17 protein-coding genes and 1 pseudogene are annotated in these 19,845 nt (G+C 62.6%); 15 read left to right on the top strand and 3 right to left on the bottom strand.

Annotation, left to right across the window (positions count from 1 at the left end):
• The first annotated feature begins 93 nt into the window (after window positions 1-93).
• Window positions 94-542: pseudogene (locus SB822_RS36920) on the top strand (Ohr family peroxiredoxin).
• A gap of 115 nt (window positions 543-657) precedes the next feature.
• Entirely contained in the window at window positions 658-1,383 is a 726-nt protein-coding gene (locus SB822_RS36925) for a hypothetical protein (protein WP_086914481.1), read from the top strand.
• Window positions 1,384-1,391: 8 nt separating this feature from the next.
• Here SB822_RS36925 and SB822_RS36930 read toward each other — a convergent pair whose 3' ends face one another.
• Window positions 1,392-2,237 (bottom strand): IclR family transcriptional regulator, encoded by an 846-nt coding sequence (locus tag SB822_RS36930; RefSeq protein ID WP_009770877.1) that lies wholly within the window; start codon window positions 2,235-2,237, stop codon window positions 1,392-1,394.
• A gap of 301 nt (window positions 2,238-2,538) precedes the next feature.
• Here SB822_RS36930 and SB822_RS36935 point away from each other — a divergent pair, with 301 nt between their 5' ends.
• The 10 genes from SB822_RS36935 (at window position 2,539) to SB822_RS36980 (ending at window position 12,830) form a co-directional block, all read left to right on the top strand.
• The gene (locus tag SB822_RS36935) at window positions 2,539-3,630 is read left to right on the top strand and encodes an ABC transporter ATP-binding protein (RefSeq protein WP_410856898.1); all 1,092 of its coding nucleotides are present in this window, start codon (window positions 2,539-2,541) and stop codon (window positions 3,628-3,630) included.
• Window positions 3,623-4,528, top strand: coding sequence for an ABC transporter permease (locus SB822_RS36940; protein WP_007744230.1), 906 nt, complete (start codon window positions 3,623-3,625; stop codon window positions 4,526-4,528). The genes SB822_RS36935 and SB822_RS36940 overlap by 8 nt, the downstream gene beginning before the upstream one ends.
• A 24-nt stretch (window positions 4,529-4,552) precedes the next feature.
• A complete protein-coding gene (locus SB822_RS36945; RefSeq protein WP_410856899.1) occupies window positions 4,553-5,347 on the top strand; it encodes an ABC transporter permease in 795 nt (264 codons plus the stop codon).
• Between the two features lie 23 nt (window positions 5,348-5,370).
• Window positions 5,371-5,667 (top strand): (2Fe-2S)-binding protein, encoded by a 297-nt coding sequence (locus SB822_RS36950; RefSeq protein ID WP_410856900.1) that lies wholly within the window; start codon window positions 5,371-5,373, stop codon window positions 5,665-5,667.
• Window positions 5,664-7,097: an FAD-dependent oxidoreductase gene (locus SB822_RS36955; RefSeq protein ID WP_410856901.1), complete on the top strand. Its 1,434-nt coding sequence runs from the start codon at window positions 5,664-5,666 to the stop codon at window positions 7,095-7,097. Before SB822_RS36950 ends, SB822_RS36955 begins: the two co-directional genes overlap by 4 nt.
• Window positions 7,090-8,217 carry an NAD(P)/FAD-dependent oxidoreductase gene (locus SB822_RS36960; RefSeq protein ID WP_410856902.1) on the top strand — a complete coding sequence of 376 codons (1,128 nt, stop codon included), beginning with the start codon at window positions 7,090-7,092 and terminating at the stop codon, window positions 8,215-8,217. The genes SB822_RS36955 and SB822_RS36960 overlap by 8 nt, the downstream gene beginning before the upstream one ends.
• 20 nt (window positions 8,218-8,237) lie before the next feature.
• On the top strand, window positions 8,238-9,284 hold the full coding sequence (locus tag SB822_RS36965) for an extracellular solute-binding protein (protein WP_410856903.1): 1,047 nt from the start codon (window positions 8,238-8,240) through the stop codon (window positions 9,282-9,284).
• A 373-nt stretch (window positions 9,285-9,657) separates the two neighbouring features.
• On the top strand, window positions 9,658-10,311 hold the full coding sequence (locus SB822_RS36970) for a peroxiredoxin (RefSeq protein ID WP_410856904.1): 654 nt from the start codon (window positions 9,658-9,660) through the stop codon (window positions 10,309-10,311).
• Between the two features lie 107 nt (window positions 10,312-10,418).
• Window positions 10,419-11,489 (top strand): MBL fold metallo-hydrolase, encoded by a 1,071-nt coding sequence (locus SB822_RS36975; protein ID WP_035537009.1) that lies wholly within the window; start codon window positions 10,419-10,421, stop codon window positions 11,487-11,489.
• Between the two features lie 414 nt (window positions 11,490-11,903).
• Entirely contained in the window at window positions 11,904-12,830 is a 927-nt protein-coding gene (locus tag SB822_RS36980) for a glycosyltransferase family 2 protein (RefSeq protein ID WP_410856927.1), read from the top strand.
• Window positions 12,831-12,844: 14 nt separating this feature from the next.
• Here the strand turns inward: SB822_RS36980 and SB822_RS36985 are convergent, their stop codons facing one another.
• Window positions 12,845-14,287 (bottom strand): PLP-dependent aminotransferase family protein, encoded by a 1,443-nt coding sequence (locus SB822_RS36985; protein WP_410856905.1) that lies wholly within the window; start codon window positions 14,285-14,287, stop codon window positions 12,845-12,847.
• 249 nt (window positions 14,288-14,536) lie between these two features.
• Between SB822_RS36985 and SB822_RS36990 the strand changes: the two genes are divergently transcribed.
• From SB822_RS36990 to SB822_RS37000, 3 genes are all read left to right on the top strand, one after another.
• Window positions 14,537-15,979: an amino acid permease gene (locus SB822_RS36990; RefSeq protein ID WP_410856906.1), complete on the top strand. Its 1,443-nt coding sequence runs from the start codon at window positions 14,537-14,539 to the stop codon at window positions 15,977-15,979.
• Window positions 15,979-17,211: an NAD(P)/FAD-dependent oxidoreductase gene (locus tag SB822_RS36995; RefSeq protein ID WP_410856907.1), complete on the top strand. Its 1,233-nt coding sequence runs from the start codon at window positions 15,979-15,981 to the stop codon at window positions 17,209-17,211. Before SB822_RS36990 ends, SB822_RS36995 begins: the two co-directional genes overlap by 1 nt.
• Before the next feature lie 101 nt (window positions 17,212-17,312).
• On the top strand, window positions 17,313-18,461 hold the full coding sequence (locus tag SB822_RS37000; RefSeq protein ID WP_007744246.1) for a branched-chain amino acid ABC transporter substrate-binding protein: 1,149 nt from the start codon (window positions 17,313-17,315) through the stop codon (window positions 18,459-18,461).
• Window positions 18,462-19,274: 813 nt separating this feature from the next.
• Here the strand turns inward: SB822_RS37000 and SB822_RS37005 are convergent.
• Window positions 19,275-19,739: a GNAT family N-acetyltransferase gene (locus tag SB822_RS37005; protein ID WP_410856908.1), complete on the bottom strand. Its 465-nt coding sequence runs from the start codon at window positions 19,737-19,739 to the stop codon at window positions 19,275-19,277.
• Window positions 19,740-19,845 lie beyond the last annotated feature (106 nt).

Here is a 19,845-nt window from a genome sequence, read left to right on the forward strand (position 1 = left end):
GACATCGCAGGGCACTTCGATCAATATGCATCGCATGCGATTGAATCGCATAAGTTATATCAACCGATATCCACTTTCGACCAAGGATTCACGATGACCAAAATTGAAAAAGTCCTGTTCACGGGCAAGACGCACACGACGGCAAGCACGCACGCTGGCGCTTCGCGCGGCCACGAAGAACGGCTCGACCTCAGGCTGTCGGCCCCGGCAACGACGCGCATCCGCAGCATGTGTTCGAGGCCGCCGATCCGCATCCGACCGCGGAGCAACTGTTCGCGGGCGCGTGGTCGGCCTGTCTGATCACCGCGATCGGGCTGGCGGCCAAGGCGAAGAAAGTCGCGCTCCCGTCCGACCTCGCGCTCGATATCGAAATCGATCTCGGCATGACGGGCAACGCGTACTTCCTCGGTGCGCGGATCAACGTGAGCATGCCGGGCGTGGCGCGCGACGTCGCCGAGGCGGTCGTGCACGCCGCGGATGAGCTGTGTCCGTACTCGAAGGCCACGCGCGGCAATATCGATGTCGCGATTAATGTGATCTAAGCACCGCGTCTGGTTGCGCATGCGTCTGCGTGCGTGACGAGCCGATAAGGAACGTCAGGCCGGAAAGGGCGCGCTAGAATAAAAATCTGCGCCCTTTCCTCGACGGCAGACGGCCATGAACCTGTGCATCGCCCGCTTCGTTCGCCCAACGGTGGCTGCCATGTGTGCTGCGTCACTCGCCACGCTTGCGGCGTGCGGCGGCAGTGTGTGTGTCGGCTTCGACGGTTGCACGGGCGTAAACCCGACGCAGAACCTCGCACTTGCGGGCACGGCGGCCACCGGCAAGGCGCTTGCGAGCGCGAACGTCAACGTGGCCTGCACGCAAGGTTCGGGAGCCACGCTATCGGATGGCGGCGGCCGCTACAGCCTTGCATTCAATGCGACGTTGCCGTGCGTGATTACCGTGACTTCCGGCAGCACGACGCTGCATTCGCTGGCCTTCGCTGGCGGCACGTTCAACACGACACCCGAAACCGAACTGATGCTCGTCTACCTCGCCGCGCAACTCGGTACGAGCGAGTCCAGTCTGATTGCAAATTTCGCCAGCAGCGCGCAGTTCCAGCAGGCGCTTGCGAACCAGACTACCGTGCAGAATGCGCAATCGGCGGTGGTCACGAACCTGCAGCGGCACTATGCCGTCACGCTAACTGCGCCCGCGTTTTTGACGACGCCGTTCGCGGTTGGGCAGGCAGGCGTCGACAGCGATCTCGAAGCGCTCGCGAAAGCAGGCGCCATCGACGCCAACGGCATGCCCGATTCAGCCGCTATTTCGCTGATGTCTCAAGCGGGTGCGGCGCAGCCGCTTGCGAAAGCGTCCGCGCCTTTATCGCGCGGTATGTAAGTCGCGCATCACGCGATCGGTTCCGTCGTCATCGCGCGTGTAAGGCCGTGCATCGGACGGCGCATTGCGACATCGAACGGATTCACCTGCGGGCCGATCAGATCGGCTTGCCGCTTGAGGAGTTCGACGACCATCGGCAAACGGTCCTCGCCCAGTCGCGCCGACAGCGTGCCGACGCTCAACGCCGCCACCGCGCAGCCCGTTCGGTCGATGATCGGCACGGCCACGCCCGCCATGCCTTCCAGCACGCCGCTATTGCGCCCCGCGTAACCGAGTTGCCGGACGCGCTCGATTTCCGTGCGCAAATAGACTTCGTCGAGCACGCCATAGCTGCGCAGCCGCGGCACGTTGAAGCGAATGATCTCTTCGCGCTCGGCTTCGGGCAGAAACGCGAGAATCGCGAGGCTGCCTTGCCCGACACCCAGCGCGACGCGGCCGCCGATATCGCCCGTGAACGAGCGGATCGGAAACGGGCCTTCGCACATATCGAGGCATACGGCATCGAAGCTGCTTTTGACTAGCAGAAAAATCGTGTCGCCGAGACTCGCGCACAGTCGCAGCAAGGCAGGGCGGCACAGCTCGCGCATGCCGCTCGGATTGCCGGCCTGCGAGGCCAGCGCAAAAAAGTCGACGCTCAGCCGATAAAGCTTCGTACTCTGATCCTGCTCGACGACCCCTTCGGCAATCAGCGCATGCAGGATGCGATGCACGGTGGCCTGCGTCAGGCCGACGGCTTTCGCGATGCGCGTGACGCGGCCGCCTTCCGGTTGAATTTCTCCTAGCGCGCGGATCACCGCGAAGGCCCGCTGCAACATGCCGGTGCCGGGAGCGTCGGCTTCTTTCGAAGAATTCATTGGCGATCTCGATTCGGATTCCATTGAACGGAATACTAGCCGATGTTCTTACTGAAAAACAAACTGTCGTCTCCAAACCCCGTGCAAGCACAGGTGGGCACGCAATTCAGTATTTTCACTGACGACACGCAGCGGAATAGAATGTATACGAAATCGTTCAAATATTCCATTCAATGGAAGAAACATGATCTTTATATCATTCATTGGAATTTGACATTGACGCTCTGGAATTTGGCTAGCTAGAGTCGGCTCAACAGACACCAGTCGATTCAGCCGGTGCCGCGCACCGAAAGGCCAGACCATGTCGTTCCTCACGTTGACTGACGTTTCGAAGACGTTCGGCGATCTCCATGCCGTGACGGGCATCAACCTCGCGGTGGAAAAGGGCGAATTCGTGTCGCTGCTCGGCCCGTCGGGTTGCGGCAAGACGACCACGCTGCAGATGATCGCGGGCTTCATCGAAACGACGCGCGGCCGCATCACGCTCGACGGCCGCGACATCACGCACATGAAGCCGAGCCGGCGCGGCCTAGGCATCGTCTTTCAAAGCTACGCGCTGTTCCCGCATATGAGCGTCGCGCAGAACGTCAGTTTCGGGCTGGAAATGCGCGGCATCGATAAAGCCGAGCGCGCCGACCGCGTGCGTGAAGCCTTGGCGCTGGTGCGGCTCGATGCGCTCGCGCATCGCTTTCCGCGCGAACTCTCGGGCGGTCAAAGGCAGCGTGTCGCCATTGCGCGCGCGATCGTGATCGCGCCGCCCGTGCTGCTGCTCGACGAACCGATGTCGAACCTCGATGCGAAGCTGCGCGAGGACATGCAGTTCGAACTGCGCTCGATTCAACGCAAAATCGGCACGACGACGATCATGGTCACGCACGATCAATCCGAAGCGCTGTCGATCAGCGACCGCGTGGTCGTGATGGAAGCGGGGCGCATCACACAGATCGACACGCCGTATCGCGCGTACGAGCGGCCCGAGAATCTGTTCGTGTCGCAGTTCATCGGCAAAGCGAACATGCTGGCGGGCAAGGTCGTATCGCGCGACGGCGACGCGATCGGTATCGACCTCGGCCACGATCTCGCGGAGACGGGCAGCATGACGCAGCTCGCCGCGCAAGGTCAGGCAATCGACGTCGGCGATGCCGTCACGCTATGCATTCGCCCGGAAAAACTGCGCCTCTGCGCACCCGACCAGGGGCGTCTTGCGGGCAATGTGACGAGCCGGTTCTTTCTCGGCAGCCAATGGCTTTATCGGCTCGACAGCCGCGTCGGCGAAATGCTCGTGTGCTGCCAGAACGAAGGCAACGAGCCGTTTTCGGAAGGCGCGAAAGTCGGCATCGACTGGCATAGCGATTCGCTGCGCCTGATCGGCCAGGAGCGTGCGCATGGATAGCACATTGCCCGCCACGCAAAGCGCGAACCGAAGCGCGGCGCGCGCGCCGTGGCGCGCCTTCGTGCCGCTCTGGCTGATGAGCGCGCCCGCGATGATTCTGTTCGCGACACTCGTGCTCGTGCCGCTCGCGATGACGCTCGCGCTGACGTTCTACCGCTTCGATCCTGCCAGCGGCCCGATCGCGGCATTCGACTTTCACAACTACGTCGAAGTGCTCGGCTCATCGTATTTCCACACGATCTTTCTGCGCACCTTCGGCATTGCCTTGCTGACGACCGTACTGTGCGTCGCGATCGGCACGCCCGAAGCGTATGTGTTGTCGCGCATGCGCGACCCGTGGCGCTCGCTCTTCCTGCTGGTGATTCTCGCGCCGCTGCTGGTGTCGGTGGTGGTGCGCGCATTCGGCTGGAGCATGCTGCTCAACACGAATGGACTCGTGAATCAGGCGTTCGCGCTGTTCGGCCTCGGACCGTACAAGCTCGAATACACGACCTTCGCCATCGTCATCGCGCTCGTACACGTGATGCTGCCGTTCATGGTGATTCCCGTGTGGACGGCGTTGCAACGGCTCGATCCGCAGACGGAGAACGCCGCATTGTCACTAATGGCCTCGCCCGCGACGACGCTGCGCCGCATCGTGTTGCCGCAACTCGTGCCCGGCATTCTGTCCGGCAGCCTGATGGTGTTCGGCCTCTCGGCGAGCGCATTCGCGATTCCCGGCCTGCTCGGCGGACGTCGTCTGAAGGTCGCGGCAACGGCCGTCTACGACCAGTTTCTGAGCTCGATGAACTGGCCGCTCGGCGCGACGATCGCGGTGCTGCTGCTGGTCGCGAACCTGGTGGTGATGCTCACCTACTACCGCGTGCTCGAGCGGCGCTACACGCGCAGCATGGGCTGACGCGAACCCGACAGGCGAAACATCATGCGCAAGAACGGCCCCATTGCCCTCGCGTTCCACACCATTGTGATCCTTTTCGTGCTCGCGCCACTGGCGATCGTCGTGCTGGTCGCCTTCACGCCCGACGAAACCTTGACGCTGCCCACGCACGGTTTCTCGTTGCGCTGGTTCCGCGCGATTCTCGACTATCCCGACTTCATCACGGCCTTCTTCAACAGCCTGAAACTGGCCTTCGCGTCGGCGACGCTGTCGCTCGTCGTGGCATTGCCGGCGGGCCTGGCGATTGGCCGCGCGCGCTTTCCGGGGCGCAATTTTCTTAATGCGTTGCTGCTGTCGCCGCTGGTGACTCCCGGCCTCGTGCTCGGCATTGCGATGCTGCGCTTCTTCGCGCTGATCGGCGTGACGGGTTCTTTCGCGTGGCTGATTCTTGCGCACATGGTCGTGATCACACCGTTCGTGATGCGCCTCGTGCTTGCGTCGGTGAGCGGGCTGGACCGCAGCATCGAGCACGCGGCGTCGTCGCTCGGCGCCGATGCATGGACCACGTTCCGCCGCATCACGCTGCCGATGATCGTGCCCGGCATCACGGGCGGCTGGCTGCTCGCGTTCATCAACAGCTTCGACGAACTGACGATGTCGATCTTCGTCACGTCGCCGCAGACGGTCACGTTGCCGGTACGGATGTACATGTACGCCACCGAATCGATCGATCCGATGATGGCTTCCGTTTCCGCGCTCGTCATCTTCATCACGGCGGGCGCGATGCTGCTGCTCGACCGTGTCTACGGTCTCAACCGGATTCTGATTGGCCAGCACTGATGGCTTCTTTCTCTCCCGCTCACATGTCCCGTTCCAACAGCCAGTTGCTGCGCGTGGCCGAAGCCGGACGCGCGCCGGTGTCGTTCTTTCTCGATGGCGTCGAAGTCGGCGCGCTGACGGGCGATACCGTGCTGACGGCAATCCTGATGCAGCAGCGCCACGTGCGTTACAGCGAATTCAGCGGCGAGCCGCGCGCGGGCTTTTGCATGATCGGCGCGTGCCAGGACTGCTGGGTGCGCTGCGAAGGCGGCGCGCGGATTCGCGCGTGTTCGACGCTGGTGAAAGAAGGCATGCGGATCGTGACGAAGGGTGCGCGATGAGTAGCGGGCAACAGGTAGTGATCGTCGGCGCGGGGCCTGCGGGGATTCGCGCGGCGCAGACGCTGGTGGCGGCCGGCATCCGGCCCATCGTGCTCGATGAGAACGCGCGCTGGGGCGGACAGATTTATCGTCAGCCGCCTGCCGATGCGGGCTTCACTCGCAGCAAGGCGACGCTCTATGGCTTCGAGTCGAAGAAGGCCGATGCCGTGCACGAGACGATGCGCGCGCTTCTGCCGCATATCGACTATCGGCCGGAAACGCTCGTATGGTCGTGCGAAGGCCGCAGGCTGGACACGATCCGCAATGGCCGCGAGGTGAGCGTGGCGTTCACGCAGTTGATCGTCGCAAGCGGCGCGACGGATCGCGTGCTGCCCGTGCCGGGCTGGACGTTGCCGGGCGTCTATACGCTAGGCGGCGCGCAGGTTGCGCTGAAGGCGCAGGGAAGCGCGATTGGGCGGCGTGTCGTGCTGGCGGGCACGGGTCCGTTGCTGTACCTCGTTGCGTATCAATACGTGAAGGCAGGCGCGCGGATCGAAGCTGTGCTCGACACGAGCGCGTGGTCGAACCAGGTCGCGGCGGTGCCGAAGCTCATCAGTCAGCCGTCGACATTCGCCAAGGGCGTCTATTACGTGGCGTGGCTCAAGGCTCGTGGCGTCAGAGTGGAGCGTGGCGTGACGCTGGTTGGCATCGACGGCGACGAGGGTGTGGCGGGCATTCGCTTCAAAGCCTCGCACGAGAACGAGCGCATCGAAACGATTGCCTGCGATGCAGTCGGCCTCGGCTTCGGCTTGCGCCCGGAAACGCAACTGGCCGATCTCGCCGGATGCCGCTTTCGCTTCGATCCATTGAACGGCTGCTGGTTGCCCGAGCGCGACGCGGCAGGGCGCAGTTCGGTGCCGGGCATCTACCTCGCGGGCGATGGCGCGGGCATCGCGGGCGCGGATGCGGCTGAACTCGCGGGCCGACGTGCGGCGCTCGCGCTGCTCGACGATCTCGGCATTGCGCATCCTGCGCAGACGGATGGCCTCGATGCCGCGACCCTAGAGCGCCGCTTGCAACGCATTGCCGTGTTTCGCGCAGGTATCGAAGCGGCCTTTGCTCCACCCTCGCAACCAGCGAAGCAATGGCCCGACGACATGACCGTCTGCCGCTGCGAAGAAGTCGATGCGGGCACGTTGCGGCGCTGCATTCGCGGCGGCGAGGCAAGCGAGATCAACCGGCTCAAGGCGTTGACGCGTGTCGGCATGGGCCGCTGCCAGGGGCGCATGTGCGGCGAAGCGGCCATTGCGTTGCTGAGCGAGGAAACGGGGCATCCGGTGGAAAGCGTCGGGCGGTTGCGCAGTCAGGCGCCCATCAAGCCCATTCCCATTTCGCCGATGCTGTTCGACGACGACGTCGCCGCGATTCCCGAGGAGGCACGCGATGAGTGACGCCGTCCACTATCAGGTCGTGATCGCGGGCGGCGGGCTGGTCGGCTCGTCGGCGGCGCTGGCGCTCGCGCGGCGCGGTGTGCGCGTGGGCCTGTTCGAGCGGCGCTATTGCGGCGCGCAGGCCAGCGGCGTCAACTACGGCGGCGTGCGATGCCAGGGACGCCCCGCCGAACAGATGCCGCTTGCGATGCGCGCACGGCGTGTCTGGGACCGCTTGCCCGAACTGATCGGCATCGACGGAGAACTCGTCGTGTCGGGGCATCTGCGTCTGGCGCGGCGCGAAAGCGATTTTGCCGTGCTCGAAACGTGGGCCGCGATGGCGCGCGAACACGGGCTCGAAACCGAGCTGCTGGCAGGCGCGGCGTTCCGCAAGCGCTATCCGTGGCTCGGCGAGGCCGCGCTGGGCGGCTCGCTGTGCATGAGCGACGGTCACGCGAATCCGCGCCTCGTGTCGCCCGCTTTCGCGCGCGCGGCGCAACAGGCGGGCGCCATAGTGCGCGAGCAAACCGCGCTCACCGATATCACGCACGACGGCACGCGCTTCCAGATTCGCGCGGGCGACGAGCGCATCACGGCCGACTGGCTGATCAACACTGCGGGCGCATGGGCGAACACGGTCGCGGGCTTTTTCAACGAAGCCGTGCCGATGAAGCCGATCTATCCAAACATGTGGGTGACCGAGCCGCTGCCGCGCTTCGTGACGCACAACCTCGGCGTCGTTGGCGGCGGCGTGTACGCGCGCCAGGTCGAACGCGGCAACTGCGTGATCGGCGGCGGGCGCGGGCATGGCGACGGCGAATACGCACAACCATCGACGCAAACCACGCGCGCCGTGATGCGCGACGCGTGCGCGCTGCTGCCGGCATTGCGCGACGCGTTGCTGATCCGTACGTGGAGCGGTGTCGAAGGCGAGACGCCCGACAGCAATCCCGTGATCGGCGCGAGCCAGAAAGTGCCGCGCCTGCTGCATGCATTCGGTTTTTCGGGCGGCGGCTTTCTGCTTGCGCCCGGTGTCGGCGAAGTGCTGGCCGACCTCGTGATCGACGGCGAGACCTCGACGCCGCTCGATGCGTTTGCGATCGGCCGCTTCAACCGAAGCGCGATCCCCGCTGTTCTTTAATCCTGTCAAGGAGACCCACAATGAAGCTGTCAAGCACGGTCGCGGCGCTGGCCGCCGTGTGCGCGATCGGGGCGACTGCGCCCGCCTGGTCGCAAACCAAAACGATATACATCGGCATGAACGGTGGCCCGATGGAGAAGGCGTACACGAGCCAGGTGCTGCCCGACTTCGAGAAGGCGAACAACGTGAAGGTGGTCGTGGTGCCGGGCACTTCGTCCGATGTGCTGGCGAAGCTGCTCGCCAATCGCAACAGCCCGCAGATTCACGTCGCGTTTCTCGATGACGGCGTGATGGCGCGTGCCGTCAGCATGGGTGTGTGCCAGAAGCTCGACGATGCGCCCGTGCTGAAAGAGCTGTATCCGTTCGCGCGCATGAAGGATGACATCGGCGCGGGCGTGCAGCTCGGCATGACGGGTATCGGCTACAACACGAAACTGTTCGCGGAGAAGGGTTGGGCGCCGCCAACATCGTGGATGGATTTCGCCAATCCGAAGTACAAGGGCAAAGTGGTGTTTCAGTCCGCGTCGAGCAGCACGTTCGGCCTGCACGGCTTTCTCGCGATCAACCGCTTGATGGGCGGCAACGATCAGAACGTCGAGCCCGGTTTCAGCAAATGGTCGAGCACGGTTGGGCCGAATGTCGTCGAGTACATTCCCAATTCGGCGAAGCTCTCGGAGATGGTGCAGACGGGTGAGGCGGGTCTCTTCCCGCTGACGCCGACGGCTGTCGGCGATCTGCAGGACAAGGGCATTCCCGTCGGCTACGCGAATCCGAAAGAAGGCGCGGTGCTGCTGCTCGTCGATCTGTGCGTCGTGAAGAACAACGCCGATCCGCAGCTTGCGCAAAAGCTCGCGCAGTTCCTGTTGTCCGCGCCGGCGCAATCGAAGGCGGCGGCAGCGGGCAAGCAGATTCCGACCAACGAGCACGCGACGATGACGCCCGCGATGCAGAAGAGCCTCGGCAATCTGGACGATCTGGTGAAGAAGGTGACGGTCGTCGATTGGGATTCGATCAATGCGCACCGCGCGCAATGGGATCAGCGCTGGAACCGGCAGGTCGAGCAGTAATGGTCTGATGCGTGCGGCGAGCGGGCCGTGCCGCTCGCCGCCGTGCGTTATGACTTCGCGCGCCCCTTCTGTCTGTGCCGCGGCGTACAGACAGGCACGAAAAAATCCGGCGCGCTGACAAACTGCACACGAAACGTGTAATTTGTTCTACGCTATAAAAGTTACCTGCTGCGCATTCACGCTCGTCTCGCGTCGGTGCCGATCGGGAGCCGCCGCGAACTATTTGCGCTCCCGCCAGGTCGTACGGCATCATGGCCGGCGGCTAACGTCAGAAGCTCTCTATGCTGATTCCCGATAACCCGCCGGCCGTCGTCACAACGACAGTGGCGGCATCCGACGCACCGGTTGGAACCTGTTACCACGGAGAAAGAAGATGGCGATTCGACTAGGAGAAGTAGCGCCCGATTTCACGGCGGAAACCACGGAAGGCACGATTCGTTTTCACGAATGGATCGGCGATAGCTGGGCAATCCTGTTCTCGCATCCGAAGGACTTCACACCCGTCTGCACGACGGAACTGGGCTACATGGCGGGACTCAAGCCGGAGTTCGACAAGCGCAATACGAAGATCATCGGACTGAGCATCGACCCTGTAAGCGATCACCAGAAATGGGTGAAGGACATCGAGGAGACGCAGGGCAACGCGATCAATTATCCGATGATCGGCGACGCCGATCTGAACGTCGCGAAGCTCTACGACATGATTCACCCGGAAGCGAGCGGCGGCCCGCGCACGGCCGTCGACAACGCGACGGTGCGTTCGGTGTTCCTGATCGGGCCGGACAAGAAGGTGAAGGCAATGCTCGTTTATCCGATGAGTACGGGCCGGAATTTCGACGAAGTGCTGCGTTTGCTGGACTCGCTGCAACTGAACGCGAAGCACACGGTTGCCACGCCCGTGAACTGGAAACCGGGCGAGGACGTGATCATTCCGACATCCGTTTCCGATGAAGCTGCCAAAGCGAAGTATCCGCAGGGCTTCAAGACCTTGAAGCCGTATCTGCGTTACGTGCAGCAACCTAAGTGAGACCTTGAAGCGATGGTCCGGCGCGCGCGGATGTGAAGCGCGCGCCGGCGTGATTTCTATTCGCATCAAAGACGTTTTCCGACACACGTTGAGAGACCGTGAGCGTGCTGATCTTCCGACAACTGTTCGACCAGCAATCGTCTACCTACACCTATCTGCTCGCTGACGGCGACACACGCGAAGCCGTGCTGATCGACCCCGTGTTCGAGCAGACGCGCCGCGATGCCGCGCTGCTCGACGAACTTGGTCTGCGCCTGCTCTATACGATCGACACGCACGTCCATGCGGATCATGTGACGGGCGCGTGGCTGCTGAGCAAGCGCACAGGCAGCCAGATTGCGATATCGGCGGCGAGCGGCGCGGAGGGCGCGGACCGCTATGTCAGCCACGGCGATTCGATTGCGTTCGGCGCACGGCAACTGCGTGTGCGCGCGACGCCTGGTCATACGAATGGCTGCATCAGTCTCGTGCTCGACGACGAATCGATGGCCTTCACGGGCGATTGTCTGCTGATTCGCGGCACAGGTCGCACGGACTTTCAGAACGGCAATCCGCATGCGCTGTTTCGCGCGGTGCACGAGCAGCTTTTCTCGTTGCCCGAAAGCTGCCTGCTGTATCCGGCACATGATTATCGCGGCCTCACGGTGACGAGCGTGGCCGAAGAGCGGCGGTTTAATCCACGGCTGGGCGGCGAGCTTTGCGAAGACGATTTCGCGGGCTATATGACGAATCTCGGCCTTGCGCATCCGCGGCAAATCGATGTTGCCGTTCCCGCGAACATGAAATGCGGCGTCGCGGCCAGCGATCCGTCGCTAAAGCCGCAACCCGAATGGGCGCCGCTGACCTACACGTTCGCGGGGATTTGGGAAATTCATCCGCAATGGCTCGAAGAACATCTGCAATCGGTGCAGATCGTCGACGTGCGTGAGCCCGACGAATTCGAAGGCCCGCTTGGACGCATTCCCGAAGCGAAGCTGATTTCGCTCGGCAGCCTGGCGAAACGCACGGCGGAACTCGGCAAGGAACGTCCTATTGTCACCGTCTGTCGCGCGGGCGGCCGTTCGGCGCAGGCGACCGTGATGCTTCGCCAGGCAGGGTTCGAGGATGTCGCGAATCTCGCGGGCGGCATGTTGCGCTGGCGCGCTGAAGGCCGGGTCGTCGAGAACGGCAGTCTGTAGGCGCCATTTCAGAAGTATTTCTCTCTTTCGTCTGACACATCCCTTCAACACAGTGCGCTACGCGGAAAGAAATGCGCGGATGCGCTGCGTCTCTTACTATCGTCAGGTAGCTTCTTCCCACTGAATGCACGCTGTAAAGATGCACATTCTGCGAATGTGTAAGGGGTACTTTTTATATCGTTCAAGCCGGTAGAAACTGGCGAACGTGAATGCACTTATCAGTAGATTTAAATGGTTCGCTATGCTTATCAATGTTGTTGTCAGGCACATTGCCATTTGATCCCGCCCTTGGACAACACCTCATAGATTTCAGACAATCCTCTCGCGTGATCTCGCCATGCGCCGTTGCCGCTGATCATACGTGCTAGCGTTAATCGAGCGGTTCCATGAAGGTTGCGACGACAGGGAGGAATGATGGAGGGCGTGATCGAACGACGCACTGTCGACGAGATGAACGAGGTGCATGCGTCACGTGTCGCGGTCGTCATCGCGACGAAAGGGCGTCCCGATGCCATACCCAACGCGCTTGCACATCTCGCACGTCAAACGATGTTGCCTTGTGTCGTCATTCTTTCCGCTACGAATGAAGCCGACGTCGGTGAAAAGTACCCGACGCCATTTCCCGTGATGCGTGTATTCGGATCAGCCGGTTTGCCCGCGCAAAGGAATCGCGCGCTCGATGCGCTCCCGGACGATATCGACATCGTCGTCTTCTTCGACGACGATTACGCGCCATGCCGGGACTGGATCGAACAATGCGTGCGGATGTTCGAGTCCAATCCGGCCGTGCTCGGCGTGTCGGGAAAAACAGTGCAGGATGGTTCGAAAGGCTGTCCGCTGACGTGGGATAACGCCCGCCGCATCGTGACCGATGCGGAAAGAACGGCGAGTGCGCCGCATGCGCTGACGCCTTGCATTTCTCTCTATGGCTGCAACATGGCGTGTCGCATGAGCGCAATGAGCGGCTTGCGCTTCGACGAACGGCTCGTGCTGTATGGCTGGCTCGAAGACAAGGACTTTTCGTATCGCCTGTCGAGCCGTGGTCCCATCGTGCGATGCGCGCAAATGAGCGGCGTGCATCTCGGCATGGCATCGGGACGCGTGTCGGGGAAGCGGTTCGGCTATTCGCAAGTCGTGAACCCGAACTATTTGCGGCGCAAGGGCGAGATGTCGCGCAGTGAAGTGGCGCGTTATATCGCCAGGGCGCTTGTGATGAACGCGCTCAAGTCATTGAGACCCGAGCCGCATCTCGACCGTCAGGGACGCCTGATCGGCAATCTGCTCGGCCTGATCGCCATCGTGTCGGGATCGGGCGATCCAGAGCAGGCCGCGAAACTGTAGCGCCAGGCGCGCAATCAGATCGTGCCGAACAACGCACGCGGGCGATCGCGCAATGCTTGCGCGAGCGTTTGCAGCGCGCTCACCAGTTGCTCGCGCGAAGACGCGCACGCGAGATTGATCCGCACGCCGTGCTCGACCTCGGCACGATCGACCGCAAAGGCCGACGATGGCATCACGACCACGCCGCGCGCTTTCGCATTCGCGGCGAAATCGTCGGCGCGCCACGGCGGCGGCAGCTTGAGCCACACGAACATGCACGCGGTGTCGGACTCCAGCCACTCTTGCGGCAGAATCTGCCGCGCAAGATCGTGACGCACGCGAATCTCGGCGAGTTGCGCATCCATGATGCGTCGCGCGGTGCCGTCTTCGATCCAGATCGTCGCAATCAGCATCGACATCGGCGCGGGCATCCACGCCGTGGTGCGCACCGCTTCGGCGGCGAGCGCGGAACGCTCGGGCGGACTCAGCAGATAACCGAGGCGCAGCCCCGGCGCGAGGATCTTCGACGTCGAGGCGATGTGAAACGTCAGCTCCGGGCACAGACTTGCGAGCGTAGGAAGACGCTGCGAGACGAGCGGACCATACACGTCGTCTTCGATGATCGCCACGCCGTAGCGCCGCGCGATATCGACGAGCGCCACGCGCCGCTCCAGGCTCATCGTCGTCACCGTCGGGTTCTGCAGATTCGGCACCGTAAAAATCGCCTTGACGGGCACGCGGCTGCAAATGCGTTCGACTTCATCCGTGATCAGCCCGTCGCGGTCGCTCGGCACGCTGACGATCTCGAACTGGAACACGGGCGCGAGCGCCTTCAGGCCGTAGTACGTGAGCCGGTCGGCGATGATCACACCGTCCGTGCCGATCAGGCTGTTGAGCACGGCATAGAGCCCATGCTGCGCGCCGCTCGTGACGACGAGATGCTCCTGCGACGGCGTGAAGCCGGGCCCGGCCATCCACTTCGCGCCCGCCGCGCGCGCCCAGTCGGGGCCTTGCGGCGGCTGATATTCCTGTAGCGATGGATAGCGCGGATCGCGCGGCAGATCGGCGAGCGTCGTCGCGAGGCACGACAGGAACTCGCCCGTCGCCGGCCGGTTGACGGTCAGATCGATCGCGCCGCCCGGTGCGGCATTGGGCGCGCTCGCCGTTTCGACGCGCGGCATCGCGCCGCCCGTCACGAGCGAGCCGCGCCGCTTGCTGCCGATCACGAGACCGCGCAGCTGCAATTCCTTATAAGCGCGCGACACCGTCGACACATTGATGCCGAGCTCGGTGGCTAGCTGACGCTGCGGCGGCAGACGGCTGCCGGGCGGATAGACCCCGCCGCGAATCTCGTCCTCGATCGACGCCGATACCTCGATATAGGTCGCGCGTTTTGTCTGGACCGGATCGCCGTTTGTCTGGTCCACCTCGGTTGCGGCGCCGTTGTTGCGTGCTGCCTTGTCTCTGCTGGAAGCCATTGTCTCGCCCTGTCTCCATACAAAACAGGCTTTGTCTGCCTGTTTGTGCCAGTTCGCCGGATTTTATACCAGATATGCACCTCTGCCACTGTTTTCAAGCCTGGCAAGGAGTACGCCCGTCAACGCCAGGGAAAGTCCTGGACCACACAATGACGTTTTTAATTGCACACAAAAATCTGTTGTGTGATCATTTGAGTCAGGTTTTGTGTGGTCTTTGAATCGCAGGATCGAGCTGGAAGGAGATTTCGCATGGCAGAGAGCAGGACAAACGCCCGCGACACGCAAGAGAGCGCAACGCCCCGTCTTGGCGTCGCATTGCGTCAGCGGCACGTCACGATGATTTCGCTCGGCGGCATCATCGGCGCGGGACTTTTCGTGGGCAGCAGCGCGACGCTCAACACGGTTGGGCCGGCTGCGTGCCTGTCGTATCTGGTGGCGGGCATCGTCGTGTTGTTCGTGATGCGCATGCTCGGCGAGATGGCGCTCGCCGTGCCGGGCGTCGGGTCGTTCACCGAATACGCGCGCATTGGTCTCGGCGACTGGGCGGGCTTCACGAGCGGCTGGCTCTACTGGTACTTCTGGGTGATCGTCGTCGCCGTGGAAGCCGTGGCGGGTGCGGCGATCCTGCAGCGCTGGATACCCGCGCCCGTGTGGATGATCGGGCTGGTGCTGCTGTCGTTGATGACCTTCATCAACCTGATGTCGGTGAAGTCGTACGGCGAATTCGAGTTCTGGTTCGCGTCGATCAAGGTCGCGGCCATCATCGTGTTCATCGCGATCGGCGCATCGTGGGTGTTCGGCCTGGGCCATACGCACAGTGCGTGGAGCAATCTGACGGCGGCGAAGGGCTTTTTGCCGTTCGGCACGATGTCGGTGTTCGCGGCCGTGCCGACGGTGATCTTTGCGGTCGGCGGCGCGGAGATCGCGACCATCGCAGCAGCCGAATCGGACAATCCCGCGAAGAGCGTCGCCGCGATGACGCGCTCGGTGATCCTGCGCGTGATTACGTTCTATGTCGGCTCGATGTTCCTGATTGCGTGCATCGTGCCGTGGACCAGCATCGTGACGGGCCATTCGCCGTTCGTCGCCGCGCTGGAGACGATGCGCGTGCCGGGCTCGGCCGACATCATGAACGCGATTGTGCTGGTCGCCGTGTTGTCCGCGTTGAATTCGGGGCTGTACGTGTCGTCGCGGATTCTGTTCCGCCTCGCGGGACGTGGCGATGCGCCGCGCGCGCTACTGCGCCTCACGCCGTCGCGCGTGCCGCGTCTTGCGGTGCTGCTGAGCAGCGTGGTTGGCTATGTGGCGATCATCGCCGCCATCGTGTCGCCGCAGGGCGTGTTCCTGTTCCTGGTGAATGCGTCGGGCGCCGTGATGCTGTTCGTCTATCTCGCGACAGCGCTCGCGCAAATCCGCATCCGCCGACGCCTGCAACGCAACGGCGAGCAGCCCGCGCTGCCGATGTGGCTGTTCCCGTGGCTTTCGTATGCGGTTGTGGTGGCGATCGTCGGCGTGCTGGTCGCGATGGGCATGGACGCCGAACTGCGGCCGCAACTGATGGCGAGCATCGCGAGTCTCGCGTTTGCATCGGCGGCATGGCTGCTGGCGGCGAAACGGCGCAACGCGGATGACGGCACGCGCACGGGTTATCTCGCCGCGGCCGATGGACGCGCATTGTCGGGAGAGCGTTGATGGCAGAGATCGGCATTGTCGGCGCGGGTTTCATCGGGCTTGCGAGCGCCGGCTGGCTGATGCGCGACGGGCACCGCGTCACGCTGTTCGATCCGTCGGGCGTCGCGCAGGGCGCGTCGTTCGGCAACGCGGGCACGTTCGCGCCGTATGGCTGCATTCCCGTGAACAACCCATCCGTGTTCCGCGATCTGCCGCGTTTCCTGCTGTCGAGCGAGAGTCCGTTCCGTTTGCGCTGGAGTTATCTGCCGCATCTGTTGCCGTGGCTCACGCGCTTCATGATCAGCTCGACGCGCAAGCGTTATGAAGCGAGTGCCGGCGCGCTCGCTGCATTGCTCGCGCAGGCGCAGGACGGCTACGCACCCTTGCTCGAAGAACGGGAGCTTGCGAAGTACGTGAGGCCGCGCGAGTGCCTGTATCTGTATTCGAGCGGCGCGTCGTTCGATGCATCGCGTGCTTCGTTGAATCTGCGCAAGCAACTCGGCGTGTCGTTCGACGTGCTGTCCGCCGCCGAGGTGCGCGAACTGGAGCCTGCGCTTGCGCCGATCTTCGAGCGCGGCGTGCTGTTCCGCGACAGCTGGCACTTCTCCGATCCGCAAGGCTTTCTGTTGTCGCTGCATGAACTGCTCGCGGCGCGCGGCCTCGAGCTCGAACGCAAGAGCGTGAGCGCGATTGCGCCCACGGCAGATGGCGTCACGCTGACGACGGACGACGGCACGCCACGCCGCTTCGATCATGTCGTCGTCGCGACGGGCGCGCGCTCCGCGAAGTTTGCGGCGCAATGCGGCGACCGCGTGCCGCTCGATACGGAACGCGGCTATCACGTGTGCTATCGCGGCGCGACGCAACTGATTTCTCGGCCTGTCGGTTGGGCCGAGCGCGGCTTTTACATGACGCCGATGGACGACGGCGTGCGCGTTGCGGGGACGGTCGAACTGGGCGGCTTCAGCGACGTGCGCAACCGTTCGTTGCTGGACCTGCTGACGTTTTCTTCGAAGCGCGCGTTGCCGGGGCTGACGCAGCCCGACAGTTCGTGGCTCGGCTTCCGGCCCACGCTGCCCGACGGCGTGCCCGTGCTGGGCCGCTCGAACGACAGCGAGCGTGTGATTTACGCATTTGGGCATCAGCATCTCGGACTGACATTGGCAGGCGTGAGCGGGCGCATCGTGGCCGATCTCGTCGCACGGCGCGCGCCGCCGCTCGATCTGTCGCGCTACGCGCCGACACGGTTCTGAAGCCACGCATACGCATTTGTTCAAGGACGACTTCGACGCGTCGCGCATCGGGTCAGTCGACAGGCAAAGAGCGCGACATTTTCTAATGACAGGAGCGCATCATGAATCGACGTACATGGCTGAGCAGGTTAGCGGTTTGTGCTCTGGCGGCGCATGCTTCATTCGCATTTGCCGCGGACCCGGAAATCGTCAAGATAGGTTTTGTCGGCCCGTTGACGGGACCCGTCGCGCGGGTCGGCAAGGATCTGCAATACGGCGCGCAACTTGCGCTCGATGAAGAAAACGCAAAGCATCCGACCGTTGCGGGCAAGCCCGTCAAGTTCGTGCTCGATGTGCAGGACGATCAAGCCGATCCGCGCGTGGCGATTCAGGTTGCGCAGAAGCTCGTCGATGAAGGCGTGGTCGGCGTGATTGGTCACTACAACTCGGGGTGCAGCATTCCGGCCTCGACGGTGTATCACAACGCCAATGTGGCGATGATCACGCCGGGCTCGACCAATCCGCAGCTGACCAAGCAGGGTTACAAGAACGTGTTCCGCACGATGGGACATGACGGCATTGGCGGGGTAGTGGCCGGGCATTTCGTCGTCGAGCAGATGAAGGCGAAGCGCATTGGCATCATCGACGACCGCACGGCGTTCGGGCAAGGTCTCGCCGATTCGTTCGAGAAAGGGGTGAAGGAAGCGAACGGCAACATCGTGTCGCGTGAATTCACCAATGATAAGGCCGTTGATTTCCGCGCGATTCTCACTTCGCTGAAGAGCAAGAATGTCGATGTGATTTTCTTTGGCGGGCTGGACGAGCAGGGCGCGATGCTGGTCAAGCAGATGCGTTCGCTGGGTATGCAGACGCAGCTGTTTGGCGCGGGCGCGTTGAAGAGTAATGCCTTTTTGCAGATTGCGGGTTCTTCGGGTGAGCGCACCCAGGATCTTGAGCCGGGACCCGCGCTTGATAAGCTGCCTGCGGCGCAGGAGTTCGGCAAGCGCTACAAGGCGCGGTTCAACCAGGACGTCGAGCTGTACGCGCCGTTTGCGTATGATGCTGCGCTCGCTATGTTGAAGGCGATTCATGATGCTAATTCGCTTGATCGTGCGAAGATCGTTGAGAGTTTGGCTAAGGTGTCGTTGACGGGTGTCACTGGGAAGATCACTTTTGATCCTTATGGTGATCTGATTAAGCCGCCGTATACGCTCTTCGAGGTGCAGCAAGGGCAGTGGAAGAGTGTTAAGACTGTGGGTGGAGGAGTGTGACGGTTTGGTTGTTTTGCCATGGCGCTGGTATTCGCGCTTTGGCTTTGTGGCGCGGGTGGTTTGGTGTGCTTGGGTTTGCGCCGGCATCCGCGCCATGGTGTTTGCCGTTCACGCGTCGCCCCTGTGCGGGGCGGCACCTACTTTTCTTTGCCGCCGCAAAGAAAAGTAGGCAAAAGAAAGCGGCTCACACCGCCAGTTCTTGTGTTTGCCTGAGGGCCCCCAACCGGTCTTACGCTTCACACGGCAATCACGTGACCCATGTTCGTTGCCAACGCTCTTGCGCTGCGCCTCACCCGCTTCACGCACCCGCGCTGCAGCACGCCGTGCCAGATATGCCACGGCCGCCCAGGTGGCAAACTGTGTGTAGGCCGTCGCGCCACACACGCCTCACTTCGGACCGATAGCACGCGCATACCTCCATGTAAGAGCGCCAAGCTATACGTCGCGACAACCTGCACACAGTTTGCCACCTGGGCGGCGCAAACCATTCGCTGCCGCTGGCCCGTGTATGGGAATTCGAAGCGGGTGAGGCGTTTATTCGAAGCGTTGGCAACGCGCGTCAATAGAGATGTTGCCGTGTGAAGCATAAGACCGGTTGGGGTCCCTCAGGCAAACACAAGGACTGGCGGTGTGAGCCGCTTTCTTTTGCCTACTTTTCTTTGCGGCGGCAAAGAAAAGTAGGTGCCGCCCCGCACAGGGGCGACGCGTGAAGCACGAAGGCATAACGCGGATGCCAGCGCAAAGGCAAGCACACAACAAAGGCTTGCGCAGCAAACACCACATCGCGGATGCCAGCGAAAAACCAAAACCCGTTCAAATCTCAAGCTCCAGGAACTGCGTCCCTTCAACAGGATTAAAAACATAAGCAGAAATCGGCCTGAACCCAAGAGAAGCATAGAGCCGCTGCGCGCTCTTCATACTCGGCAGCGTATCGAGCCGCATCCTCCGATACCCAGCTTCCTTCGCAGCATGCACGACGGCCTGCGCAAGAAGTGTCCCGATCTGATGCCCACGCCCTTCGGGCCGCACATAAAGCCGCTTCATCTCGCAGATGTCAAACTCGAAAGCCCGCAGCGCGACGCTACCGATCACGCGCTCGTCGCGCCACGCAAGCAATATCGTGCCACGCGGCGGCGAGTACTTACCGGGTAGCGCGGCCAGTTCCTCATCGAACGCCTGAAAGCCAAGGTCAATACCGAGACCATCCGCGTACTCGCGGAAAATCGCCCGCACCGCCTCGATATCGTCGGGAAAACGAGCGGGCCGAATGTCGATCATTGAAGTCTTCCTGCCATGCGTGATGTATGAAAGTGTAGTCGCGGATCGCGATACGTTCACGCCGAAGAGAACGCGACAAAAGGAGACGCGCCCGGCACGAAGAAGG

It is taken from the genome of Paraburkholderia sp. SIMBA_054 (assembly GCF_046534875.1).
GTDB lineage: Bacteria > Pseudomonadota > Gammaproteobacteria > Burkholderiales > Burkholderiaceae > Paraburkholderia > Paraburkholderia hospita.